Below are 22,757 nucleotides of genomic sequence, written 5' to 3'. Positions count from 1 at the left end.
ATCCTGAAGTCAATACCGTTCAATCCAGGAAAAATGAGCAGCATAGATCTTTTGCTTATTTTTCTGAATATGTTCCAGGAAGGCGGTTGCCACGACTGACATTTTCTTCGAACGCCGCCATACCAGACGCCAGTGTTCAAGAAGCGGCAATTCCTTGACGGGAATAATTCTTATCTCGCCGTTCTTCAATTCATTTTTCATACTGAGGATAGATTGGATCGAATACCCCAGGCCCGCCATGACGGCCTGCTTTACGGCTTCGTTCGAGGTCAGTTCCATACGCACCTTAGGTACGATTCCCGCCTTTTGAAAGTATTGCTGCATCAGAACCCGGGTGCCCGAACCTTCTTCGCGGAAGATAAGGGGCAGCCCATCGAACACCGACTTATTTGTTCTCCGTGTAGTTTTAATATTGCTGTCTACTGCGCCGGCTAAATATAACTTATTCGGCAGCAGCACTTCCTGGTGCAAGTCCAGTGCCTGGGGCATCACCGATACGAGGGAAAAATCCACTTCGTTGTCTTCAAGGCTTTCGATGACTTTGGATTTATTGGTGACATCCATAATTAGGTCAATTGCCGGATGGGCTTTCAAGAAATCTTTAAGGTAGTAGGGCATTACGTATTTCCCGGTGGAGGCTACCGAAATCTTAAGTTTCCCCGACAATAATCCTTCAAAGCTTTGCGCGCGATAATTGATCTCATCCACCTGTTGCATGATGATACCGGCCATATGATAAAGCTCCCGGCCAAACTCCGTTACGTACAGCTGTCGCCCGATAACTTCCGTAAGCGGGATGGCGAATTGATCCTGCAGATTGCGGAGCTGGACCGATACTGCCGGCTGTGTCATGTGCAATTCCTCGGCGGCCTTGGTGACGCTCTTGTTTTCAACCACAGCCCGGTATATTCTCAGTTGATTAAACGTGTAATGCATAAAAAAATGTTATGGAATCGATGCCAAAGATATATGAATGTATATAAATAATTCCTGCATTTTTGTGATCCAAACTTTTACGAAATGACAAAAATCACCATTGCAAGGGGTGACGGCATCGGCCCCGAAATCATGGACGCCACCCTGAAAATACTACACGCTGCAGGCGCTGAACTTGACATCGAAGAAATCGAGATCGGGGAGAAAGTGTACCTCAGGGGAAATTCCGCCGGCATCGAGCCGAAGGCCTGGGACTCGCTCCGCCGGACGAAGGTGTTTCTAAAAGCGCCGATCACCACGCCCCAGGGCGGCGGTTTTAAAAGCCTGAACGTGACGACCCGGAAAGTATTGGGTCTTTATGCCAATGTCCGGCCTTGCGTATCGTATCACCCCTTTGTCAAGACAAAACATCCCGTGATGGACGTGGTCATCATCCGGGAAAATGAAGAGGATTTGTACGGGGGCATCGAACACCGTCAATCCGAGGAGGTGTACCAATGCCTGAAGCTGATCTCACGGCCAGGCACCGAAAAAATCGTTCGTTATGCCTTCGAGTATGCGAAAGCCTATGGCCGAAAGAAGGTGACCTGCTTCACGAAGGATAATATCATGAAAATGACCGACGGGTTGTTTCACCGCGTGTTTGATGAAATTGGCGCAGAATATCCCGAGATCCAAAAGGAGCATTGGATCGTGGATATCGGGGCCGCAAAACTGGCCGACACGCCGGAGGTCTTCGATGTTATCGTCATGCCGAATTTGTACGGGGACATCCTCAGCGACGTGGCGGCCCAGATAACCGGATCGGTCGGGCTCGCCGGCAGCGCCAATATCGGTGAAGGTTTTGCGATGTTCGAGGCTATCCATGGTTCCGCGCCACGCATCGCGGGGATGAATATGGCTAACCCCTCGGGATTGTTGTTGGGTGCGGTGCAAATGCTTGTCCACATAGGGCAACAAGATGTGGCCGGCCGGATTCAAAATGCCTGGCTAAAGACACTGGAAGACGGTATTCACACGTATGACATTTTTAAGGAAGGGGTTTCAACGGAAAGAAGAGGTACCGCCGATTTCGCTCAAGCGGTGATCGATCGGTTGGGCAAGACACCTTCTTTACTCAAGCCGGTGGCATTTACCAATGCCCTTTCCACCTTCGTCAACCGTCCGGCTGCCCGTCCCGCCGCCAAAAAGGAACTCGCAGGGGTGGATGTTTTCCTGCAGGCTTCCGGAATCAGCCCGGACGATTTGGCCAAAGCGGTGTCACGAGCGTCTGAACACCTGCTTCTCCAGTTGCAGATGATCACCAACCGCGGGACCAAAGTGTGGCCCGATGGCTTTCCCGAGACCTTTTGCACCGACCACTGGAGGTGCCGGTTCAAAACTGGCGAGTCCATGATCGGCTTCCCGTATCAACAGGTGGTCAAGCTTTTGCAGCAGTTGAACGTCGCCAACCTGGATATTCTGAAAACGGAAAATCTTTACCATTTCGACGGGCAACCCGGGTACACGGCCGCCCAGGGTCAATAATGCATCCCACCCAATTAAATCAAACGACATGGAAATAAAACTGATCAGCGGCACATTCACCGTAGAAGAAGCAGAGCTACTGTTAACGGCTATTGTCAACACCAAAATCGCCTTTCACGAAAACAAGATCCGGACGATTCACGAGACCGAGGAGGATATCGAGCATTCCGAAAGGCGGATCATGGCCTTACAGGCAACACTGAGGGAGGCCATCGTGAAAATGAAGCGGAGTGGCCAGACCCATACGGTATTGAATGCGCACATCGAGGTCAATACAACTCCCCGGATTGGACAATAGTCTCCTTTGTTCTTCACCAAACAGACAAGATGTTCACCGGTCGAAAACTGTTGATTGCCACCCAACATGGCAAGGAGCGTGTCATGGCGCCGCTGCTGGCGGAGGCCTTGGGCGTAGTGTGCAGCCCCACCATCGGCCTCGATACGGATCAATTGGGAACCTTTACTGGGGAGATCGAACGGAAGGATGACCCGGTGACGGCAGCGAGGAAGAAGTGTATGCTGGCGATGGACCTGTGCGGTGGCGATCTGGCGGTAGCCAGCGAAGGTTCCTTTGGGATGCACCCTGTGGTGTTTTTCAGTTATGCCGATGAAGAAATCGTTCTGATGAGAGACCGGTTGAATGACCTGGAAATTGTAGCCCGGGAGACCAGCACGGACACCAATTTTGGCGGGGCGGTGGTTTGCAACGACGAGCAATTGCTGGACTTTGCCGGGCGGCACCTGTTCCCTTCCCATGCCTTGATCCTTCGGGCGTCAAAAGACGATCGTGAAACAATCGTCAAGGGAATTACCGATGTGGACACGTTGATGCGGCATTTCCGGCAGCTATGTGCTGTAAACGACAGCGCCTTTGTGGAAACGGATATGCGGGCGATGTACAACCCCACCCGCTTGAGCTTCATCGAAAAGGTCACGAAGAAGTTAATTGAAAAAGTCAGATCTCTTTGTCCACGCTGTAGCTGTCCGGGCTTTGGCAGTACGCAGGCAATACCGGGCCTGGCTTGTGAGCGCTGTGGCTGGCCTACCCGGTCGATCCAATCCTACATTTACGATTGCCGTCGATGCGGATACCGGGAGCAGCGGGAAGTTTCCGGCAGGGAGCAGCCGCAATATTGCGACAATTGCAATCCGTGAGAGGCTGCTACATTGGAAACGAATAGACAAATGCAATGCCTATAGAAATTTCGGCGGTGTGGGAGACAGGAGGTGGCTTAAAAGGATTTGTCTTGCGGAGAGGGAGGGTGTTGAACCTACCTGTCCAAATTCTTGTCTGTAGCGGGTTTCAGTAGAATCCGATCTTTGGGTCTCTAATAGGTCCCTGGAAAAGATTTTGGCAACCTGGTTCAACTGCAGCAAACATATGTCAATTATATTTAATTTAAATTCTTATGCGTAACTTTACAAACGTCCTATAGCGAATTTTGCACAATCTCATTCTCCATGGAGCCAATCCCGATCCGGCGCATCGCCCCAACATCTAAACAACCTTCCACCCCCGGCCGCATAAGCGTAAGGGATTTGAGCGTCGTGATTAATGGTAAAGAATTGAAGCACCAACTTCACAAGCATGATTTCTATTTCATCCTTGGCATTGAACACGGCACTGGAGATCATGAGATTGATTTCAACAATTATAAAATCGAGGGCAATGCTCTTTTTATCCTACGACCCGGTCAAGTCCATCAGCTCCAGCTTTCGGCCGACAGCAAAGGATATATCCTGGAATTCGACTCCTCATTTTATCAGCCGGAAAGCACCAATGCCGAGCACAGATGGAGAAAAGCAACCCGAAAGAACCACTGCCGTGCGGACAATCCCGGTACGAAAAAGCTGCTTTCAATCCTATCACACATTCTCCATGAATATAATGAAAAGCGGGGCGGATATCTGGACGCCATCAAAGCACATTTGGACCTTTTCTTTATAGAATATCTACGTCAAAGTAAGAATGAAGGCCCGCGCCCCGACGCCGCTAGTGACTACACACAGGACCGCTATGAAGATTTTTGCAGGCTGCTGGAAGTAAACATCAAAGAGATAAAAAATGTATCCCGATATGCCAGTATGTTAAACCTCTCAACGTACCAGCTAAATGCAATCACAAAATCTTCCGTTGGAAAGACGGCAAGTGACCTGATCAATGAGCAGATCGTCCTGGAAGCTAAAAGATATTTGCTCGCTACGCCGAATCAAATCAAGGAGATAGCATGGGATTTAGGATTTGAGGACCCTTCCTATTTTATCCGGTTCTTCAAAAAACACACGGGCGATTCGCCTGATTCCTTCCGCAAAAGAGCTAAGTAAAGCCGATCTGTTTCAAAATCGTCCAGTCCTATTACACTTTTGTCCTACCAACACCCCGCAAAGGCGAAATACTTTTGTGTTGAAAAAGCACAAATTAAATGAAGACAAAAGTTCGGCTATTAGCCACCCTTAGAATTTGGGTAGCAATCTATCCGTCCATTACTGTACTACTCTATTGCTTCGGTAAGGACCTGGCCAGGTATCCGCTCCTCTTAAGGACGTTCATATTAACCATTTCTCTAGTGCCATGGATGACGTTCATAGCCATGCCTGGCCTGGAGTATTTCATTAAAATGGTTTCCCGAAGGCGATAGCCAGGGTATTATGCAATCCGGCAAATTTACAATTTTAAAAGATTTACAATGATTCTTGAAGATTTTTATGACGTCATAATCATCGGTGGCAGTTACGCTGGACTTGGTGCAGCCATGGCGCTCGGCAGAGCCTTAAGAAGCGTGTTGGTGGTAGATAATGGCGACCCTTGCAACAAGCAAACGCCCTATTCCCATAATTTTCTAACCCAGGACGGCAAGACTCCCCGGGAGATCACAGGTGTTGCAAAAAGACAGGTGCAAACATACGGCAGCGTCGCCTTTTTTAACGGCATGGCCACCGCAGCCGGAACGACGAAGGAAGGATTCGAAGTAATGGTGGAAACCGGCGAAACTTTTAAGGGAAAAAAATTAGTGCTCGCTACGGGAATAAAAGACATCCTGCCCGCAATCCCCGGGTTTGCAGAAAGCTGGGGGATATCCGTTCTTCACTGTCCCTACTGCCATGGATACGAAGTCAGGCAGCAGAAGACTGGATTGCTTGCCAATGGCGATCTGGCTTATGAAATGTCTGCTCTTTTATCCAATTGGACAGACGATCTTACAGTTTACACGAACGGGCTGTCAACGCTCCGCGAAAGCCAGCTGATAAAGTTGCGGCAAAATAACATAAAGATTGTCGAAACCCGGCTATCGAAGCTGGAGCATCTTGAAGGCTATATATATAACTTGATCTTGGAAGATGGGTCCCAGGAAGCCGCCGACGTGCTTTACGCTAAACTACCTTTCGTTCAACGCTCGACAATACCACTGATACTAGGCTGCTCTTTGACGGAAGAGGGCTACATCAAGACTGACAGTGCTCAAAAGACAACCGTCCCCGGCGTCTTTGCCTGCGGCGATAATGCGAGCAAGATCCGAACAGTGGCGAACGCCGTTGCAATGGGCACTACCACCGGAATCATGGTAAACAAACAATTAATTGAAGAAGAATTCTAATTATTATGAAACATATACTAAAAAAGCTGCTCACGTCCTTCGGACTGATGTTTTTACTTCTAACAGGAACGAGATATTCGTTTGGACAAACCAATCGTTTTTCCGATTCGATCATTTCCACGACGACAAACTTCAACTATGGAAGCCTCAATGCCGCTTTGCGCCCTTATAAATACAATTATACGGGCATTCAGGTAGGAGGATATTGCGAGTCACCGATCTCTGCCAGGTTTTCCCTTGTAAAGGGAGTAGCATTTTCCATTAAGGGCGGAAACCTTTTGGCGAAAAACCAACTTACAGATACCAAATTGACAACCCGATTATATTCCGTCGATGCTCCGGTCCTATTTCGCATGTACTTTAAGCGGGCATATGTCAATTCGGGCGTCTACGCAGGCTATATCCTTGGGGGCCGCATCAAAACGGCTGCCGGTGAGAATACTCCAGCAACATCTACCGCCATTTCATTCGGCAACTCGCCGGGGGAGTTTCACCATTGGGATTTCGGCGCGCTGATCGGAGGTGGCTATAATTTCAATCTGAAAAGGACGGTCCTGACTGCCGATGTGCGATACGGTTATGGACTAGTTTCGATTTCCAGCGATATAAAGCGATACAACAGAATGCTGGGCCTTAGCCTGATCCTTTCACGGACTCGAAATTAGGTTGAAGCATCGCTATTTATCCCTTTCTATTATTTGTTTCGCATACTTTTTACGTAATCAATAAATTAAAACAAAGATGAAGATCGTGATTATTGGTGCCGCAGGCACTATGGGAACTTACCTATCCCAGGCATTTGAGCAGGATCATGAAGTTGTACGTGCAAGCCGCAGTCGCAGCGATATCCAAGTCGATATTACATACCCTGCATCCATTGAGGATATGTATAAAAGGATCGGCTCCTTCGATGCGCTGGTCTCGACCGCTGGTCCTACGTATGTCGGGCCATGGAAGAACCTAACCGATAAGGAGTTTCGTCAGGGTGTGGATGGCAAAATGATGGGGCAGATCAATCTGGTGCTGACAGGCCAGCACTACATCAATCCGAATGGCTCATTTACCCTGATCACGGGCGCTTTGACACATGAGCCACAGAAGAATTTCGCCAACGCGTCGGCTGCAAATGCGGCGGTAGAGGGATTTGTCAGGGGCGCCGCTATCGAACTGGAGAACAGGATACGTATCAACGCTGTCAGTCCAACCGTTTTAGAAAGTTCTCCTCAATATTTTCCGTATTTTCCAGGAGAGGTGCCAGTAACTATGAAGCAGCTTGAGTTTGCGTTTCGGAAAAGCATTTTCGGTGCGGGCACCGGCCAAATTATTAAGCCGTACTAATTTTCATTCCTGAAAGACCAGGTCGTCGCCGGGTGGCGGCGGCCTTATTTTTCAGTGGCCAGTGTCCATCCAACCACGGTCTTTTCAGTAGTACCGGCAGCTCTGTTTCCATGTCTTTTATTTTTTAGCAATGAGCAGCGAATTCACCCCTGAGGTTTGGCTTTTCTCACGATAGAAAGGACAACACGTATTCCCAGTATGGCGGAAATAAAGAATCCGGCAAGGCCAAGGACTGGTATATTCCACAGTTTCGGCGGCATGTTTGCATGAACAAGTTTGGCTGGTGTAGTAGCGGTCCAGCGTAGCTGGGCAAAAATCCTTACCCGTCCGGAATAGCGCGGCCATTTGGTCGTTATGCTGTTGAAACACGTCTAACAGCATCCGCGCCGGCTCTGTTAGCCCGAGCCATTTTTCACGAAAATTTGAGAAATTTACAGCAACACCATCCATCACCATGTCACATTCCATTTGCAAGACCTTGGCCGATAGGGTGTCGAGGTAGAGATTTAGCTGGCACACTTGGTTGGTGTTTCCTTTCAACCGCCCGGCAGTGGCTGATCATTGCGATGGGTTGACGAGTCTTTGGACGCTTTGGTCCAGCCGACGGCCACTGATGGTGATCCGGATGCAGATGGGTACCAGGCCATCACTGTTCTTTTTGGATATTCTAGCGTAGAAGAGGATGCTCATACGATGTTCCATTTTCCACTGTTTATTTGGTTCGTGAATCGGTTTTTTACGTCCGTCACCGAAAGCGGTCGATTGTCGGGAATCGCGGGCTGGGAGGGCCTTTCAGGCGATTCGGCGCCTCAAAGTTGAGGTGCGGAAGAGGGCACCTAATCAGGCTCCTTGAACCTTGAATTCCTTTGATTCAACTTTGAGTGGAAAAATTCAAAAGGGCCCGTAGACCCAGCGTCTTACGAGCCCTTGAAGGCGTTTGAAAATAATCGTAGCGGAGAGGGAGGGATTCGAACTTACTCACTAAAGTTCTTATCTCTAGCGGGTTTCAGGAAACTCATCTGTTACAGGTCCCCAATAGGTCCCTCATTGGGAAAATCCCCTTTTTCGGCAGAAGCCATATTGCTTTCAGTAAACAACCTGCTGTTTGCCAAAAAATGAGAGTTCCCAACGGAAGAATTTCTGATGGCAGGAAGTGCAAAAAAGTTAAAATGTTGTAAAACTTCGCAGACAGGCAACTTACATTGCGGGAATTGCATTCCTTGTGGTATGCGTTACATTCCGTTAGTCGCTTCCGTACTGATGCTTTTATCGGCAACGACGGGTCGCTGCCAGGACCCAATGGTAATTAAAATCCGGGGAATCGTCCGTGACGCCGCTTCCGGTGAACCCATACCTTATGCTTCCATTGGTCTGACGGGAAAAGCGATCGCGACAATGACCAATGAAAAAGGGCAATTCCTATTTAGAATACCCGCTGCTGCAAAAGACGATAGCCTGTCTGTGACCCATATTGGCTTTACGCCCATAATCCTGCCGGTGCGGACTGCAGACACAGGGGAGCGGAAAATAGAACTTAAAGAATCCCCTGGTCAATTGAAAGAAGTTGAGGTAAAACCGCCAAACCCCCTGGAGTTGATCCGGAAAGCCATAGAAAAGATCCCTGCAAATTATCCTGACTCACCATTTTGCCTAACAGGCTTTTATCGACTCGACGGGACAAAAGACGCAAAGATCGTAGACCTCTCAGAGGCGGTATTCAATATCCACATCGATGGCTATCGAGGGAAGAACAACCAATTCCATCTTGTGAAATCACGAATGGATAAAGATCTCACCGCTTTTAACGGCAGCGACCAGGTCAATGTGGGATATAAGCCGAGTGGGATTATGAGTTTCGACTTCAGCCGCCATCTCGATAAATGGGAACTGTTTCAGAAGGAAGCGGCAAAGGAATATCTTTTCAAATACAAAGGGCTGGTAGACTATAACGGAAAAGATGCCTTCTTGATCACCTTCGAAGAAAAGCCGGGTGTTAAGAAGTCGCTGACTGACGGTCGCCTCTATATTGAGGCCGACGACCTTGCATTCCTGGAATTGGACCAGAAGCGGAATCTGCAAGGCTTAAAATATTATGATGAATGGAGCCGGCTCGAGCATCTGGTGTTCAACATGTTTCATATTTCGATAAAGGTATTGTCAGATACGACTAGTATCACCTACCGGAAGAACGGTTCAAGGTATTACCTGAGCCATTGCACCAAGTCCATCGATTATTATATTGCGGGCGGTGACAGGCACTATTTGCTAAATCCGTTGAGCGTTCGGACCAATTATCTGATAACCGGCGTCGATACTGTTAATGTGCAGCCGATCCCCGGGGAGGAAAGCTTGAAGGAGCAAACCAGTATCGAGGGGCAAGCCAAAATACTCAATGATACACGCGACAGCCCCGATCGATCTGATACCGCTGACCGGTTCTGGACCAACTACAATTTGATCGAAGCCGAATTCAACGTGGACTCCGCTATCCGGGTAATCCAATCCAACAATGCCACCCTGAATTATAAGAAGTTGCTCGAGCCTTTGCTGCGAAAATATAAGAGGGACAAGGGTGCTCTCATAGACACTATCATGAACTTTTATCATACAAAAGGCCAATTCAATGGATCAGCTTTGGTGCAATATGAGGGGAAGGTGATTTACGAGAAGGGGTTTGGCTTGGCCGATCCAGCGGTTAATCGTCCGAATACGACAGCCACTCAATTTCGAATCGGTTCCACCTCCAAGCAGTTCACCGCAATGCTGGTCATGCAGTTGGTGAATGAAGGAAAGCTGAGTGTAGATGATAGCGCGGGTAAGTTTCTCCCGGGTTTCAGAAACGGAAAGGTTACGATCCGGCAACTAATGACTCATCAATCCGGCATTCCCAATTATACCGATAGTGAAGAAGTTTTGGCGAAAATAGTGGCGCGCAGATACACGCCTGATGAGCTCGTTTTTCTGTTTTGCAGCGATTCGCTGGAATTCGAACCAGGTACTCGTTTCCACTATACTAATTCCGGGTTTGTCGTTCTGGCAGATATCATCGAGAAGGTAACGGGGAAAAAATATGCGCAGGCTCTGGCTGAACGTATCTTTGTTCCTTTAGGAATGAGCAGTTCCTTTTTTGTATCTGGCGACACGACCAACATTGCCAAAGCATATTCGGGTGGCCAACCCGAAAACCCTTATCCTGTTCAGAACGTGGTTGGCGCCGGCGGTATTACGTCTTCCGCTGAGGATCTTTTGCGTTGGGCCAATGCTTTGTCAGCTAACACCCTGCTGCCAAAGCAAATGATGGATGAGCTATTCAAGCCCCGTGCGGCCTGGGACGAATGGAACGCCTGGTATGGGTACGGCTGGATGATTGACCGGCATTTATTCGCGGCCTCGAATAGACATCTCATCCAATATCACCCCGGCATCGAGTTTGGTTTTCATGACATATTGCTGCGTGAGCCGGATAAAAACGTTGTCATTATTTTGCTCAGCAATATGGGTGATTTCCCACGCTTCGACATGACAGACCTCATTTTAAATGAGTTGAATTGATAGCTATCGCAGTTATGCCTTTCTCTACTTCCTCTACTTATAAATCAAGAAGGCTTTATTTCGCATATGTATACTATATAGGTTCGGAAGAAAATTGCGTCAATAAGAAGCCCCATAGCAAATTGATTGACAATTTGGTATGAGGCCAAGCGGAGAGGGAGGGATTCGAACCTACCTATGCAAACCTTTATCTGTAAAGGGCTTCAGCTGAATCCGATTTTTAGGTCTCTTAAGAGTCCCCGTATCCAGTCTGGAAATGCTGATCCGGGAAGACGAGCGGGTGTTTCGTCGAAGCCCGGTTTATGTTGAACACCGGGTTGCGGGCCGTTGCGATTTGCGGGGGGTGTGGCAACATAATGTATTGTATTGCAATGTGTATTAAATATATTTACAGTTTAGGAATTTGATTCCGAAATTGTAAATTTGCGCATGATTACTCGAATTGCGGCAAAACAAGTAAAGGAATTGAGCGAAAGCTTTAAAGCTATTGCCATTGTCGGCCCCCGACAATCCGGTAAAACAACTCTTGCCAGGGATGTTTTTAATGGCAAACGGTATGTATCGTTCGAGAATCCGGATAACAGAAGATTTATGACAGAAGATCCACGGGGATTTCTTGAAATATATCAGGAAGGCGCCATTTTTGACGAAGCACAACGCGTCCCTGAACTATTCTCTTATCTTCAACAAATATTAGATGAAAATCCCGCGAGGGGTCAATTTATTCTAACCGGCTCAAACAATTTCTTACTCCAAGAAAACATTTCTCAAAGCCTTGCCGGCAGAATTGCCTATATGTACCTTCTGCCGTTTTCTAATAAAGAAGCCGAGACCCTTATGGGAAAAAGGCAGACGTTGGAAGAGGCTATTTTCAAAGGGGGCTACCCCGCCATATACGACAACAATATACCGCCCAACAAGTGGCTGCCGAATTACATAAGTACTTATGTCGAAAGGGATGTTCGCCAAATTAAAAATATCAGCGACCTGGCTACTTTTGAAAAGGTCATCAAACTTTGCGCTGGTCGCATTGGGCAGCTATTAAACATGAGTAGTCTTGCGATTGAAGCAGGTGTAGATAGCAAGACAATTGCTTCCTGGCTAAGCATCTTACAAAGCAGCTTTATTATATACTTATTGCAGCCGCATCATCAGAATTTTCACAAAAGGCTGGTAAAAATGCCCAAGCTATACTTTTACGATACAGGCCTGGTGTGCTCCCTATTAGGAATTGCCCATGTAGACCAAATTCCTCTTCATCCACAAAAAGGAAGTCTCTTCGAAAACTTTGTCATAAATGAACTGGTAAAGGAGCGCTTTAATAATAACGAACCACACAATTTATACTTTTGGCGGGATAATACTGGTAATGAGATAGACATTGTAATTGACAAAGGAACAAGTTTGTATCCAGTAGAAATTAAATCGGGCAAAACAGTTACGTCCGACTATTTTAAGAACTTCGATTTCTGGAACAAAATTACCGGCACAACAGAAGGAACCGTTGTTTACGGTGGAGATCAAATACAAAAACGAAGCAACGGAATTACGATACTTCCCTGGAATGATATAAATACCCTGTAAAATAAAGAGAAAGGATATAGTTAGAGATCGAGCGGACTGGCAAGGAGGCTGTCGCTCCACATCACCGATGGCCGGCTGAAGATCGACAACATCCCGGTAGAGACCAGCATCCGGCCGGTCGCCCTTGGTAGAAAAAATTATCTGTTCGCCGTCTCGCACGATGCCGCCAGAAGAAGCGGCATGCTCTGCAGTCTACTCGGCACCTGCAAAATACACGGCATCGAACCCTACGCGTGGCTTAAAGACGTTCTTCAAAGAATAGCCGACCATCCCACCAACTGGATCCACGAGTTGCTCCTGCATCGGTACAAGGCTTAACTTAAATAACCGCTACAACAATTTTTGCATCCTTGCAAGATGTACTTAGCCGGCTGGATACAGAACAAGGGCAAATCATTTTTCAACCTCAAACAAACGGTTATGCGAACGACACACACTTTCAGTATTGATTTCTTCAAGCGCAGCTGCCACGGCAATAATAAAAGAGGAAAAGCACATATCTACGCCCGGATATGGGTGTTTGGCGAACCTGCGGAAATTTCACTCAAGGAAGAAATTAACGAAAACGATTGGGATTCACAAGCCGGACGAGTGAATGGCAGGTTACATTGGCTAGACCTTTAACAAACTTCAGGGCTTCTTCCGGAGTCGCATTAGGATTGTATCTCCGGATCCTTCAGCTGCCGTGCCATGCTTGCGGGCGATCGCGGGCAACCCTTCGAGCAGTTCGTGCGTCTCTTTTCGGCCATGGGTCTCTACGTATCCGATCTTCACATCGACACCATTTCGAAGCAAGATCTTTGCTTCCAGCAGCATGCGAAAGGTTTTGCCGACGCCGGCGCTCATGCCAATGTAGACCTTGAACTTTCCGCGGCGTGACTGACGGATAAACTCTAAAAAACGTTCGGCTTGTTCTTCTATTTCCGGCTCAGGCAATATGAATGGGTCCCGGCAAATGTAGTAAGACGGTTCGTAATGACTCTCCTGACATAGATCAATTCTTCCAGTGAGCAGGATCAGTGTATTGGCGTTTGATCACAGTTAATTTCAATCATTGTTGTTTTTTTTCCGAATCGGAGAGGTCATTCGGGATCAAATTGAGAGTGGTCTCTCAAATTGATAGGTTTTTCTTCCCTTTCGGCTCTACCTGTCCCCCACCCCCTGAAATTCGGATAATTGCCTGATAATCAGCGCAGGGCATAATCGTTGTCGGACGTCGCGGCCGTTAGGCATTCTTTTGGATCAATACCCCGAAAATTTACTGCCATGGACACCAGGAAAATAAAGGCAAGGGTGGCGGAGATCGTCGTCATTGTATTGGCATGGCTGATGGCACTGTCCCTGCTCTATTTGTTTCTGGTCAAACTGGCGCTGCTCAAAAACATCTTTCACTGAAAAAATGGAACATTTATGTATGCAATCATTCTGTTAGGGGTCTGCCTGGTCTGTTTTTGGATCTTCTTCAAATCGATCGGGTTCTTTGAAAAAATCTAAAAGCCACCATCATGATAACAATACTGTTCATCCTGGCTATCGCCGTTTTTTTCTACCTGTTGTATGTTTTATTGAAACCCGAAAAATTCTAACCCATCCATTATATGAGTACCGAGATCGCAGGCATTTTTGCCTCTTTCCTGATAACCCTGTTACTGGCCATTCCGCTGGGCAGGTATATCGCAAAGGTCTTCGCGGGAGAAAAGACCGTTACTGATTTTTTCATTCCACTTGAACGTTTTATTTACAGGCTCTGTAGCATCGATCCGAAGAAAGGCATGGACTGGAAGGATTTCCTGAAGGCCATGCTGACCATCAACCTGCTTTGGCTGGTCTATGCGTTTGTGCTTACCCTATTCCAGGGTCATTTGCCATTGAACCCGGACAAGAATCCCGATATGACGCCGGACCTGACATTCAATACGGCGATCAGCTTCCTGGTGAACTGCAACCTGCAGGACTATTCCGGCGAAACGGGGGCTACCTATTTAACCCAGCTGTTCGTGATCACCTTCCTGCAGTTTGTCAGCGCGGCTACGGGCATCGCCTGCCTGGTGGCCCTGTTCAATGGCCTTAAAGAGAAGACAACGAAGAACTTGGGGAATTTCTGGGTGATCTTTACCCGGACGATGACCCGTATCCTGCTGCCTATCTCGCTGATCATCGCAGTCATCCTTGCCTTCAACGGCACGCCGACGAGCTATGACGGCAGGGACACGGTCATCACAATGCAGGGAGATACTGTCCAGGTGTCGAGAGGTCCGGCTGCGGGGATGATCGCTATCAAACATTTAGGGACCAATGGCGGCGGATGGTTTGGCGCCAACTCGGCCCACCCCCTGGAAAATCCCAACTATCTCACCAATATGGTAGAGATCATTGCCCAGGTGCTGATCCCGGTGGCCATGATCTTCGCTATGGGCCATTATATCCGGCGGAAAAAATTCGCCGTGGTGGTCTTTGGGATCATGACGGCCGGTATGCTCTGCCTGATGGTGCCGACCGTGCTCGCGGAGATTCGCGGCAACCCGGAGATCGCGCGAATGGGCGTTGTACAGGCTACGGGGGCCATGGAAGGAAAGGAAGTGCGGTTCGGTCCCGCCGCCTCGGGTTATTGGAGCATTCTGACGACAGTCATCTCCACCGGGTCGGTGAATTCCATGCATGACAGCTCGATGCCGTTGTCGGGGCTCATGCAGTTACTGGGAATGCTTGTCAATGCCTTCTACGGCGGTTGCGGGGTGGGTATCCTCAACTACTTTATCTACATCATAATAGCGGTTTTTATAGCCGGGTTGATGATCGGGCGAACGCCCGAGTTCATGGGGCACAAGGTCGAGGCGCGGGAGGTGAAGATCGCCGCCCTCGTCACTATGCTGTCGGCCTTTATCATCAAAGGGTTTACGGCACTGGCTGCCTATTATTTCGTGCACCACGGCAATGCCGACTGGGCAGTGAAGCCGGCCAACTGGCTCAACAATCCGGGTTATCATGGCTTCTCCGAGATGCTGTACCAGTACACTTCCACCAACGCTAATAACGGCAGCGGCTTTGAAGGACTGGCGGACAACAATCCCTTCTGGAACGTCACGGGTGGCCTGGCCATGATCCTCGGGCGTTTCCTGCCGATCATCGGTCCGGTGGCGATCGCCGGGTTGCTGGCTGAGAAGAAATATATCCCGGAGTCCCCGGGTACACTAAAAGTAGATTCCTGGACTTTTGGGGTGATGACCCTTGCCGTGATCATTATCATCACCGCGTTGTCGTATTTCCCGCCGCTGGTGCTGGGCCCCATTGCCGAGTATTTTAGTATGCACTGAAAAATTCCATAAACTATTTATATGTCAAAAAACAATTCTCGTACACTGCTCAGCGGCCCCCTTGTCAAAGAGGCACTGAAGCAATCGGTGATCAAACTGAAACCGGCGGTGATGCTCAAGAATCCGGTCATGTTCACCGTCTACCTGGGGACGATCGTACTTGCGGCAGTCTGTGTGTGGATTCTTGCCGGGGAAAAAGCGCAAGGCAGCTTCGGGTATAATTTCGCTATCTTCCTGATCCTGCTGATAACGGTCCTGTTTGCCAATTTTGCTGAGGCGATTGCCGAAGCAAGGGGCAAAGCGCAGGCCGAAAGTCTTCGCAAAACCAGGGAGGATACACCCGCAAAGAAAATAAGCGACGCAAAAACGAACGGCCAATCCAAGTGGGAGGTCGTGCTGTCTTCGAAATTGAAAAAAGGAGACGTCTTTCTTTGCGAAGCGGGAGATGTGATTCCCATGGACGGCGAGATCATCGAAGGTATTGCGACCATCGACGAATCGGCTATCACCGGGGAGTCGGCGCCTGTCATCCGGGAGTCGGGTGGTGACAGAAATTCTGTTACGGGCGGCACCAAGGTGCTGAGCGACTGGATCAAAGTGCGGGTTACGACCAATCCGGGCGAAAGTTTCCTCGACAAGATGATCGCGTTGGTGGAAGGAGCAAGCCGGCAAAAAACGCCCAATGAGATTGCGCTGACCATTCTGCTGGCCTCGTTCACGATCATCTTCCTGCTGGTTTGCGTTACGCTGAAACCCTATGCCGACTATGCGAATACGCCTATTACGATAGCGGCCTTCATTTCCCTGTATGTGTGCCTTATACCAACCACCATCGGCGGATTGCTCAACGCCATCGGGATTGCAGGCATGGACAGGGCCCTGCGGGCGAATGTGATTGCCAAGAGCGGCAAGGCGGTGGAGACGGCCGGCGACCTGGATACCCTGCTGCTGGACAAGACCGGCACCATCACCATCGGCAACCGGAAGGCCACCAATTTCTATCCCGCTGGAAAAGTCGACGAGCCGGTATTTGTCGAGGCTTGCGTTCTCGCTTCAGTGGCCGATGAGACACCCGAAGGGAAATCCATCGTCGAGCTGGGCAATAGCAAAGGGATCAAGTCGCCCACATTGCAGGCGAATGGGGCCGTTCAGTTCGTACCGTTCTCCGCCGAGACGCGCTTCAGCGGGGTGGATGTGGATGGAATGGTCATCCGGAAGGGGGCTTTCGATGCGATCCTAAGCCAGGTGAAGAAGGCGGGAAAGACCTTCCCCGAGGATACGGAGCAGCAGGTGAAGACCATCTCTTCCAACGGCGGCACCCCGCTGGTGGTAAGCCGGAATTCGGAGGTGCTGGGAGTGATCGAACTGCAGGACATCATCAAGCCGGGCATCAGCGAACGGTTCCAGCGTTTGCGGAAAATGGGGGTCAAGACGGTGATGGTCACCGGTGACAACCCGCTCACGGCCAAATTTATCGCCAACAAGGCCGGCGTGGACGACTTTATTGCCGAGGCGAAGCCGGAGGATAAAATGAACTATATCCGCAAGGAGCAGGCCGGCGGAAAACTGGTGGCGATGATGGGAGACGGGACTAATGATGCGCCTGCGCTGGCCCAGGCTGATGTGGGCGTTGCGATGAACAGCGGAACGCAGGCGGCCAAGGAGGCAGGGAACATGGTGGACCTCGACAACGATCCTACCAAACTGATCGAGATCGTCGAGATCGGCAAGCAGTTGCTGATGACCCGCGGTACACTGACGACGTTCTCCATTGCTAATGACGTAGCCAAATATTTCGCGATCGTGCCGGCCCTGTTCATCACCACTATCCCGACCCTGCAGGCGCTGAACATCATGGGGCTTCGCAGTCCTCAAAGTGCGATCCTGTCGGCCGTGATCTTCAATGCCCTCATTATTCCGCTGCTGATACCGCTGGCCTTGAAAGGCGTGGCCTACCGACCGATCGGCGCGGGTCCGCTGCTGAGGCGAAACCTGCTGATCTATGGGCTTGGCGGCATCATCGCGCCCTTTATCGGAATTAAACTCATCGATATGATCCTTGCCCTGTTTATGTAATCAAAAATCAAGAACAACATGAAAAAGCATATACTGGTTGCTCTGAAGCTCACCGCCGTCTTTATCGTTATCTGCTCGGTGATCTATCCGCTGATCGTTGCAGCCATCGGCAGACTCACTCCCGGCGGGGGGCGCGGCCAAACGCTGTCGGTCAATGGGAAAGTCGTCGGATACGCCAATATCGGCCAGAAGTTCGACCACGATAATTATTTCTGGAGCCGCCCTTCTGCCGTGGGCTTCAATGCCGCAGGGAGCGGCGGAAGTAATAAGGGGCCGAGCAATCCCGACTATCTGAAAGACGTGCAGGCGCATATCGATACGTTCCTGTCACATAACCCGGGTGTTCGGAAAGAAGATATCCCGGCCGAACTGGTGACGTATTCCGGTAGCGGGCTGGACCCCGATCTGTCCCCGGCGGGGGCAAAAGTCCAGGTGGCCCGGATAGCCGCCGCCCGACATATCTCCGAACGGAAATTGACCGAGCTGGTCGACAAATACACAACTCACCCACTCCTGGGCCTCTTCGGACCGGCTAAGGTGAATGTGCTGCAATTGAACATCGCATTGGATGAATTAAAACAATAAAATTATTATGATACCGTTGAGAAAATTTTTGCTGGCGCAAGCCATCGGAATCGCTCTCGCTCTTCCCTTAAGCGCGCAGCAGGCGGCCGATTCGGTCAAGAATATAAATATTAAGAAAGGAAAATTGACCCTTGAAGGATATGTGGATGCCTATTATTCCTATGCTATCAGCCATCCGGTAGATGCCAACCACGCCTATTTTGTTTCGTATAACCGGGATAATGAGATCAATATCAACCTCGCCTATATCAGCCTGAAATATAACTCGGACAGGATCCGGGCCACGTTCACGCCGGGATATGGAACCTATATGAATGCCAACTATGCGTCCGAACGCCAGACTCTGCAAAACCTGCTTGAAGCGAATGTGGGTGTCAAAATCTTCGCCAAAAAGGATATCTGGCTCGACGCGGGCGTGATCAGCTCACCCTACACAAACGAGACGGCCTATTCCTTTGATCAGATCAACTATACGCGGAGCCTGGCTTCCGAGAACGTGCCCTATTATCTGACGGGCGCCAAGCTGACCGTACCCTTCGGCAAATGGACAGCTTATCTTTACGTTTTGAATGGATGGCAGGTGATCCAGGCGCAGCATGATCCGTTGGATTTTGGTTCTCAACTGGAGTTCAAGCCAAACGGCAATTGGGATATCAATTGGAACACCTATATCGGTGATGAACGGTCGGCGGCCAACCCCGGCTATGAGACCCGATGGTTTACCGACGGGTATGCTACGTATACGCCCTCCGACAAATGGAGCTTTTCGGCGGATGCCTATATAGGCTGGCAGCGGAGGATGGAGACGGGCGGATTGAATACGAGGCAGTGGTGGAATGCCAACCTTTGCGCCCGCTATACGTTTGCGCCGGGAAGCTCGTTTTCCGGCAGGGTGGAATATTTTCACGACCCTTACCAGGTGTTGCTTACGCCAGTCACCAACACCTATGGTTTCAAGTTGGGCAGCGCCAGTCTCGGGTATAACCTGGCCGTTACGGACGATGTGCTTTTCCGGCTCGAGGGGCGCTATTTCGGTTCGCCGTCTCAGCTTTATCCGATGCGGGACGGGACGACCGCGAATAAGGATTTGTGGTTGACGGCGGGTATCACGGCTCGTTTCAGGTAATAAGAACCCCGCGGGCGCATCCCGCGGGGTTGTATCTTTGCAATGGGTATGCGCACGAACATAAAGACGAAATTGACGGTGGGATTGATGGTCCTATTTGCCGTGATCCTGGCATTCGGGGGGCTTGGTATTTTTTATGTCAAACGCCTGAGCTCCGACGCCGGCATGATCCTCAAGGACAACCATATCAGTCTCGAATATTGCAACCATATGCTAAAGGCGTTGGACGACCTGCCGGATGATCTTTCGAAAGAAGAGGTTTTTGAGTCCAACCTTAAGCTGGAAGAAAACAATATTACCGAACCGGGCGAATATGAGGCGACGGCGGAAGTAAGGGGCTTGTTCGAGCAGCTAAAGAAGGACCCGAGGGGTTTCCGGGAGTATAAAAGGATGCGCAGGGCGATCCTGACAATAGAAGACGTCAACCAGGTCGCCATTGTTCATAAGAATATCGTCGCGGCCAGGACGGCCATCCAGGCCACTTTTTGGCTGACGGTGATCGTGACCGTGCTGACCGTGGCGGCTCTCGCGTTTATTCTCAACTTCCCGTCCATGATCGCCCGGCCGGTGAAGATCCTCACCGAGGGAATAAAGGAGATCGCCGGCAAGAACTACAGCAAACGGATCGACCTGAAGCGGCATGATGAGTTCGGCGAGCTGGCGGATGCCTTTAATTCGATGGCGGAGAAGCTCGACGAATATGAACACAGCAACCTCGCGGAACTGACCTTCGAGAAGAACAGGGTGGAGGCGATCATCAATAAGATGAATGACGGGATCATCGTGCTGAGCGATAAGCAGCATATCCTGTTCTTCAATACTACTGCGGAGAAGCTGTTTGAACTCCGCGGGAAGAATGTCGTCGGCCGCTATGCGCCAGATGTCGCGCTGGACAATGATCTGTTGAGGGCCCTGCTGCAAAAGGATTCCCGGAAGACATTCCGGATATTCGCCGACAACAAGGAATGTTTTTTTGCAAAGGAATCTGTTCCTATTCAGTCGGAAGATGGCGCCGGCGGCCAGGTTATTTTGCTTCGGAATGTAACCCCCTTCCAGGAACAGGATGCGGCAAAAACGAATTTCATTGCCACCATTTCTCATGAACTGAAGACGCCCCTGTTCGCGCTGAAGGTGGGAACTCAGTTGCTGGACGACAGGCGGCTAGGCGATTTGAACGCCGATCAGACGGAAATCCTGGGAACGATCAAGGGAAATACCGAACGGCTGCTAAAGATCACCGCCGAGCTGCTGAACATGTCGCAAATGGAAACGGGAAAGATGCAGATCAAACTGGAGTCAACTGATCCCGTTGCGATAGTTTTGTCGGCCATAAAAGCCATCACCCTCGAGGCCAATCAAACGGGGTTACAATTGTGTCCGGATATCGAGACGGAACTCCCTGCCGTGAAAATGGATGCGGAAAAGGTCAGTTGGGTATTGATCAATTTGTTATCCAATGCCGTCAAGTATTCGAACAAGGGCGGGCAAATCGAAGTCAAGGTGCGTCGCGGCGAAGGGAAGGTGGAGTTCCAGATCGTGGATCACGGCCGGGGAATTGAAGAAAAATATTTACCACATATCTTTGAAAAATACTTCAAAGTTCCGGGAACCGACGAAAAGACAGGAACGGGTTTAGGATTGGCTATCTCCAAGGAATTCATCGAGGCGCTGGGTGGGACCATTTGGGTTCGGAGCACTCCCGGTAAGGGGAGCACTTTTGGATTTACGCTGATGTCCGAACCCAGGCCGGAACCTGTCAATCTTTTAACATGAGTATTGCAAAAGTGCTGATCGTGGAGGACGAGAACGACGTCCGGCAGCTACTGAAAAGAGTGATCGCTCTGGAAGGGTTCACCATGTTTGAAGCCGCCAGCTGTAAAGCAGCCCTCCGCATATTGGAGACCGAAACCATCGATGTCGTGTTGTGCGATGTGAAATTACCGGATGGCGACGGGGTAGAACTGATCAAACAAATAAAGGCCTTGTTCCCTCGACTGGAGATCATTGTGCTGACCGCCTATGGGAATATTCCGGACAGTGTGCGGGCGATAAAGAATGGGGCTTTCGATTATCTGACAAAGGCGGACGATAACGAACGGATCCTGCCGTTGCTTTACCGGGCCCTGGAGCGGATAAAGCAGGAAAAAAAGGCGTTCCAACTGGAAAAGCAGACGAGTGAAAAATATGCAACGTTCGAGACGATCATCGGCAATACTCCCCGGATCGTAGAAGCGAAAGTGTTGGCACAAATGGCCGCGCCGACGGAAGTGCCGGTGCTGCTGCTGGGCGAAACGGGAAGCGGGAAGGAGATATTCGCCCAGGCGATCCATTCGGCAAGCAGGAGAAGCAAGAAGACCTTCCTTGGTCTCAATTGCAGTGCATTCTCATCCAACTTGCTGGAAAGCGAGCTTTTTGGCTATAAGAGCGGGGCCTTCACCGGAGCCACCAAAGACAAGCGGGGACTGATCGAGGAAGCCAATGGCGGAACCTTGTTCCTGGATGAGATCGGAGAAATGCCGCTGGACTTGCAGGCAAAGCTGCTGAGGCTGTTGGAGACCAGCGAGTTCATCAAGGTGGGGGACACGCATTTGCAGCGGGTGGACATCCGGATAATTGCTGCAACGAACCGCAACCTCGCACAGGACATCAGGGACGGCAAATTCAGGGAAGATCTGTTCTACCGGCTCAATCTCATTACCATCCAGTTGCCGGCATTGAGAGATCGGCAGGCAGATATCCCTTTGTTGGCGGATTATTTCCTGCGCAAGTTGACGAAAGGGGCGTATCCGCATGTTAAAGGCATGTCTGAAAGCTATCTTTCTCATTTGCTGAGGCACGACTGGCGGGGCAATATCCGGGAGTTGAAGAATGTGATCGAGCGCTCGCTCATCCTTTGTAGCGGAGACCGGTTGACCATCGAGAACCTGCCGCTGGAATTGCAGTACACCACACTGAAGACCAAGTCGCCCTCGGCCTTTGATCTGGCCAGAGTGGAACATGAACATATTCAGCGGGTGTTGAAATATACCGGGGGGAATAAGGCCCGGGCGGCCAAACTATTGAATATCGGGATTGCCACTCTGTACAGAAAGCTGGAGGAGGACAAGATGAACGAAAAATGAA

General features: G+C 49.9%; 23 protein-coding genes. 19 read left to right on the top strand and 4 right to left on the bottom strand.

Annotated features, from left to right (window positions below):
* Window positions 1-9: 9 nt before the first annotated feature.
* Complete coding sequence (locus VHE34_RS17780; RefSeq protein WP_325590199.1) at window positions 10-936, bottom strand: LysR family transcriptional regulator; 927 nt, start codon at window positions 934-936, stop codon at window positions 10-12.
* An 84-nt stretch (window positions 937-1,020) separates the two neighbouring features.
* Here VHE34_RS17780 and VHE34_RS17775 point away from each other — a divergent pair, with 84 nt between their 5' ends.
* The 7 genes from VHE34_RS17775 to VHE34_RS17745 all read left to right on the top strand — a co-directional run bounded on the left by VHE34_RS17775 (window position 1,021) and on the right by VHE34_RS17745 (window position 7,397).
* The gene (locus VHE34_RS17775) at window positions 1,021-2,463 is read left to right on the top strand and encodes an NADP-dependent isocitrate dehydrogenase (protein WP_325590198.1); all 1,443 of its coding nucleotides are present in this window, start codon (window positions 1,021-1,023) and stop codon (window positions 2,461-2,463) included.
* A 28-nt stretch (window positions 2,464-2,491) separates the two neighbouring features.
* Window positions 2,492-2,761 carry a hypothetical protein gene (locus tag VHE34_RS17770; RefSeq protein ID WP_325590197.1) on the top strand — a complete coding sequence of 90 codons (270 nt, stop codon included), beginning with the start codon at window positions 2,492-2,494 and terminating at the stop codon, window positions 2,759-2,761.
* A gap of 29 nt (window positions 2,762-2,790) precedes the next feature.
* Window positions 2,791-3,618 carry a DUF6671 family protein gene (locus tag VHE34_RS17765; protein WP_325590196.1) on the top strand — a complete coding sequence of 276 codons (828 nt, stop codon included), beginning with the start codon at window positions 2,791-2,793 and terminating at the stop codon, window positions 3,616-3,618.
* 306 nt (window positions 3,619-3,924) lie between these two features.
* Window positions 3,925-4,788 (top strand): helix-turn-helix transcriptional regulator, encoded by an 864-nt coding sequence (locus VHE34_RS17760; RefSeq protein ID WP_325590195.1) that lies wholly within the window; start codon window positions 3,925-3,927, stop codon window positions 4,786-4,788.
* A 362-nt stretch (window positions 4,789-5,150) separates the two neighbouring features.
* Window positions 5,151-6,059, top strand: a complete 909-nt coding sequence (locus tag VHE34_RS17755; RefSeq protein ID WP_325590194.1) for an NAD(P)/FAD-dependent oxidoreductase — start codon at window positions 5,151-5,153, stop codon at window positions 6,057-6,059.
* 5 nt (window positions 6,060-6,064) lie between these two features.
* Complete coding sequence (locus tag VHE34_RS17750) at window positions 6,065-6,724, top strand: porin family protein (protein WP_325590193.1); 660 nt, start codon at window positions 6,065-6,067, stop codon at window positions 6,722-6,724.
* 76 nt (window positions 6,725-6,800) lie between these two features.
* Complete coding sequence (locus tag VHE34_RS17745; RefSeq protein WP_325590192.1) at window positions 6,801-7,397, top strand: short chain dehydrogenase; 597 nt, start codon at window positions 6,801-6,803, stop codon at window positions 7,395-7,397.
* A 117-nt stretch (window positions 7,398-7,514) separates the two neighbouring features.
* On the opposite strand, the gene VHE34_RS17740 is transcribed toward VHE34_RS17745, so the two are convergent.
* On the bottom strand, window positions 7,515-7,937 hold the full coding sequence (locus tag VHE34_RS17740; RefSeq protein WP_325590191.1) for a hypothetical protein: 423 nt from the start codon (window positions 7,935-7,937) through the stop codon (window positions 7,515-7,517).
* 18 nt (window positions 7,938-7,955) lie between these two features.
* Complete coding sequence (locus VHE34_RS17735) at window positions 7,956-8,099, bottom strand: hypothetical protein (protein ID WP_325590190.1); 144 nt, start codon at window positions 8,097-8,099, stop codon at window positions 7,956-7,958.
* A gap of 525 nt (window positions 8,100-8,624) precedes the next feature.
* Between VHE34_RS17735 and VHE34_RS17730 the strand changes: the two genes are divergently transcribed.
* From VHE34_RS17730 to VHE34_RS17720, 4 genes are all read left to right on the top strand, one after another.
* Entirely contained in the window at window positions 8,625-10,949 is a 2,325-nt protein-coding gene (locus VHE34_RS17730; RefSeq protein ID WP_325590189.1) for a serine hydrolase, read from the top strand.
* 429 nt (window positions 10,950-11,378) lie between these two features.
* On the top strand, window positions 11,379-12,533 hold the full coding sequence (locus VHE34_RS17725) for an ATP-binding protein (protein ID WP_325590188.1): 1,155 nt from the start codon (window positions 11,379-11,381) through the stop codon (window positions 12,531-12,533).
* Window positions 12,534-12,608: 75 nt separating this feature from the next.
* Window positions 12,609-12,851, top strand: coding sequence for a transposase domain-containing protein (locus VHE34_RS31170; RefSeq protein WP_414709904.1), 243 nt, complete (start codon window positions 12,609-12,611; stop codon window positions 12,849-12,851).
* Between the two features lie 102 nt (window positions 12,852-12,953).
* Entirely contained in the window at window positions 12,954-13,157 is a 204-nt protein-coding gene (locus VHE34_RS17720) for an Arm DNA-binding domain-containing protein (RefSeq protein WP_325590187.1), read from the top strand.
* Window positions 13,158-13,163: 6 nt separating this feature from the next.
* Here VHE34_RS17720 and VHE34_RS17715 read toward each other — a convergent pair whose 3' ends face one another.
* On the bottom strand, window positions 13,164-13,349 hold the full coding sequence (locus VHE34_RS17715; RefSeq protein WP_325590232.1) for a hypothetical protein: 186 nt from the start codon (window positions 13,347-13,349) through the stop codon (window positions 13,164-13,166).
* Window positions 13,350-13,799: 450 nt separating this feature from the next.
* Here VHE34_RS17715 and VHE34_RS17710 point away from each other — a divergent pair, with 450 nt between their 5' ends.
* The 8 genes from VHE34_RS17710 (at window position 13,800) to VHE34_RS17680 (ending at window position 22,756) form a co-directional block, all read left to right on the top strand.
* The gene (locus VHE34_RS17710; RefSeq protein ID WP_325590186.1) at window positions 13,800-13,928 is read left to right on the top strand and encodes a hypothetical protein; all 129 of its coding nucleotides are present in this window, start codon (window positions 13,800-13,802) and stop codon (window positions 13,926-13,928) included.
* Between the two features lie 110 nt (window positions 13,929-14,038).
* Window positions 14,039-14,119, top strand: coding sequence for a potassium-transporting ATPase subunit F (locus VHE34_RS31165; protein WP_414709903.1), 81 nt, complete (start codon window positions 14,039-14,041; stop codon window positions 14,117-14,119).
* Between the two features lie 12 nt (window positions 14,120-14,131).
* Window positions 14,132-15,847, top strand: a complete 1,716-nt coding sequence (gene kdpA / locus VHE34_RS17705) for a potassium-transporting ATPase subunit KdpA (protein ID WP_325590185.1) — start codon at window positions 14,132-14,134, stop codon at window positions 15,845-15,847.
* A gap of 21 nt (window positions 15,848-15,868) precedes the next feature.
* Window positions 15,869-17,923: a potassium-transporting ATPase subunit KdpB gene (gene kdpB, locus VHE34_RS17700; protein WP_325590184.1), complete on the top strand. Its 2,055-nt coding sequence runs from the start codon at window positions 15,869-15,871 to the stop codon at window positions 17,921-17,923.
* A gap of 18 nt (window positions 17,924-17,941) precedes the next feature.
* A complete protein-coding gene (locus VHE34_RS17695) occupies window positions 17,942-18,508 on the top strand; it encodes a K(+)-transporting ATPase subunit C (protein WP_325590183.1) in 567 nt (188 codons plus the stop codon).
* Window positions 18,509-18,524: 16 nt separating this feature from the next.
* On the top strand, window positions 18,525-19,634 hold the full coding sequence (locus tag VHE34_RS17690) for an outer membrane beta-barrel protein (protein WP_325590182.1): 1,110 nt from the start codon (window positions 18,525-18,527) through the stop codon (window positions 19,632-19,634).
* Between the two features lie 48 nt (window positions 19,635-19,682).
* Window positions 19,683-21,407 carry a sensor histidine kinase gene (locus VHE34_RS17685; protein WP_325590181.1) on the top strand — a complete coding sequence of 575 codons (1,725 nt, stop codon included), beginning with the start codon at window positions 19,683-19,685 and terminating at the stop codon, window positions 21,405-21,407.
* Window positions 21,404-22,756: a sigma-54 dependent transcriptional regulator gene (locus tag VHE34_RS17680; protein WP_325590180.1), complete on the top strand. Its 1,353-nt coding sequence runs from the start codon at window positions 21,404-21,406 to the stop codon at window positions 22,754-22,756. Before VHE34_RS17685 ends, VHE34_RS17680 begins: the two co-directional genes overlap by 4 nt.
* The last annotated feature ends 1 nt before the right edge of the window (window position 22,757 follow it).

Origin of the sequence: Puia sp., assembly GCF_035546395.1 — a bacterium.
Classification (GTDB): domain Bacteria; phylum Bacteroidota; class Bacteroidia; order Chitinophagales; family Chitinophagaceae; genus Puia.
Note: the sequence above shows the minus strand (reverse complement) of the source record. Positions and strands in the feature narration are given on the sequence as shown.

What these genes read in the sequence shown, in the direction of transcription:
- VHE34_RS17780 (WP_325590199.1), bottom strand. Translation starts at nt 936, where the DNA reads ATGCATTACACGTTTAATCAACTGAGAATATACCGGGCTGTGGTTGAA.
- VHE34_RS17775 (WP_325590198.1), top strand. Translation starts at nt 1,021, where the DNA reads ATGACAAAAATCACCATTGCAAGGGGTGACGGCATCGGCCCCGAAATC.
- VHE34_RS17770 (WP_325590197.1), top strand. Translation starts at nt 2,492, where the DNA reads ATGGAAATAAAACTGATCAGCGGCACATTCACCGTAGAAGAAGCAGAG.
- VHE34_RS17765 (WP_325590196.1), top strand. Translation starts at nt 2,791, where the DNA reads ATGTTCACCGGTCGAAAACTGTTGATTGCCACCCAACATGGCAAGGAG.
- VHE34_RS17760 (WP_325590195.1), top strand. Translation starts at nt 3,925, where the DNA reads ATGGAGCCAATCCCGATCCGGCGCATCGCCCCAACATCTAAACAACCT.
- VHE34_RS17755 (WP_325590194.1), top strand. Translation starts at nt 5,151, where the DNA reads ATGATTCTTGAAGATTTTTATGACGTCATAATCATCGGTGGCAGTTAC.
- VHE34_RS17750 (WP_325590193.1), top strand. Translation starts at nt 6,065, where the DNA reads ATGAAACATATACTAAAAAAGCTGCTCACGTCCTTCGGACTGATGTTT.
- VHE34_RS17745 (WP_325590192.1), top strand. Translation starts at nt 6,801, where the DNA reads ATGAAGATCGTGATTATTGGTGCCGCAGGCACTATGGGAACTTACCTA.
- VHE34_RS17735 (WP_325590190.1), bottom strand. Translation starts at nt 8,099, where the DNA reads ATGGAACATCGTATGAGCATCCTCTTCTACGCTAGAATATCCAAAAAG.
- VHE34_RS17730 (WP_325590189.1), top strand. Translation starts at nt 8,625, where the DNA reads ATGCGTTACATTCCGTTAGTCGCTTCCGTACTGATGCTTTTATCGGCA.
- VHE34_RS17725 (WP_325590188.1), top strand. Translation starts at nt 11,379, where the DNA reads ATGATTACTCGAATTGCGGCAAAACAAGTAAAGGAATTGAGCGAAAGC.
- VHE34_RS17720 (WP_325590187.1), top strand. Translation starts at nt 12,954, where the DNA reads ATGCGAACGACACACACTTTCAGTATTGATTTCTTCAAGCGCAGCTGC.
- VHE34_RS17715 (WP_325590232.1), bottom strand. Translation starts at nt 13,349, where the DNA reads ATGCTGCTGGAAGCAAAGATCTTGCTTCGAAATGGTGTCGATGTGAAG.
- VHE34_RS17710 (WP_325590186.1), top strand. Translation starts at nt 13,800, where the DNA reads ATGGACACCAGGAAAATAAAGGCAAGGGTGGCGGAGATCGTCGTCATT.
- VHE34_RS31165 (WP_414709903.1), top strand. Translation starts at nt 14,039, where the DNA reads ATGATAACAATACTGTTCATCCTGGCTATCGCCGTTTTTTTCTACCTG.
- kdpA (WP_325590185.1), top strand. Translation starts at nt 14,132, where the DNA reads ATGAGTACCGAGATCGCAGGCATTTTTGCCTCTTTCCTGATAACCCTG.
- kdpB (WP_325590184.1), top strand. Translation starts at nt 15,869, where the DNA reads ATGTCAAAAAACAATTCTCGTACACTGCTCAGCGGCCCCCTTGTCAAA.
- VHE34_RS17695 (WP_325590183.1), top strand. Translation starts at nt 17,942, where the DNA reads ATGAAAAAGCATATACTGGTTGCTCTGAAGCTCACCGCCGTCTTTATC.
- VHE34_RS17685 (WP_325590181.1), top strand. Translation starts at nt 19,683, where the DNA reads ATGCGCACGAACATAAAGACGAAATTGACGGTGGGATTGATGGTCCTA.
- VHE34_RS17680 (WP_325590180.1), top strand. Translation starts at nt 21,404, where the DNA reads ATGAGTATTGCAAAAGTGCTGATCGTGGAGGACGAGAACGACGTCCGG.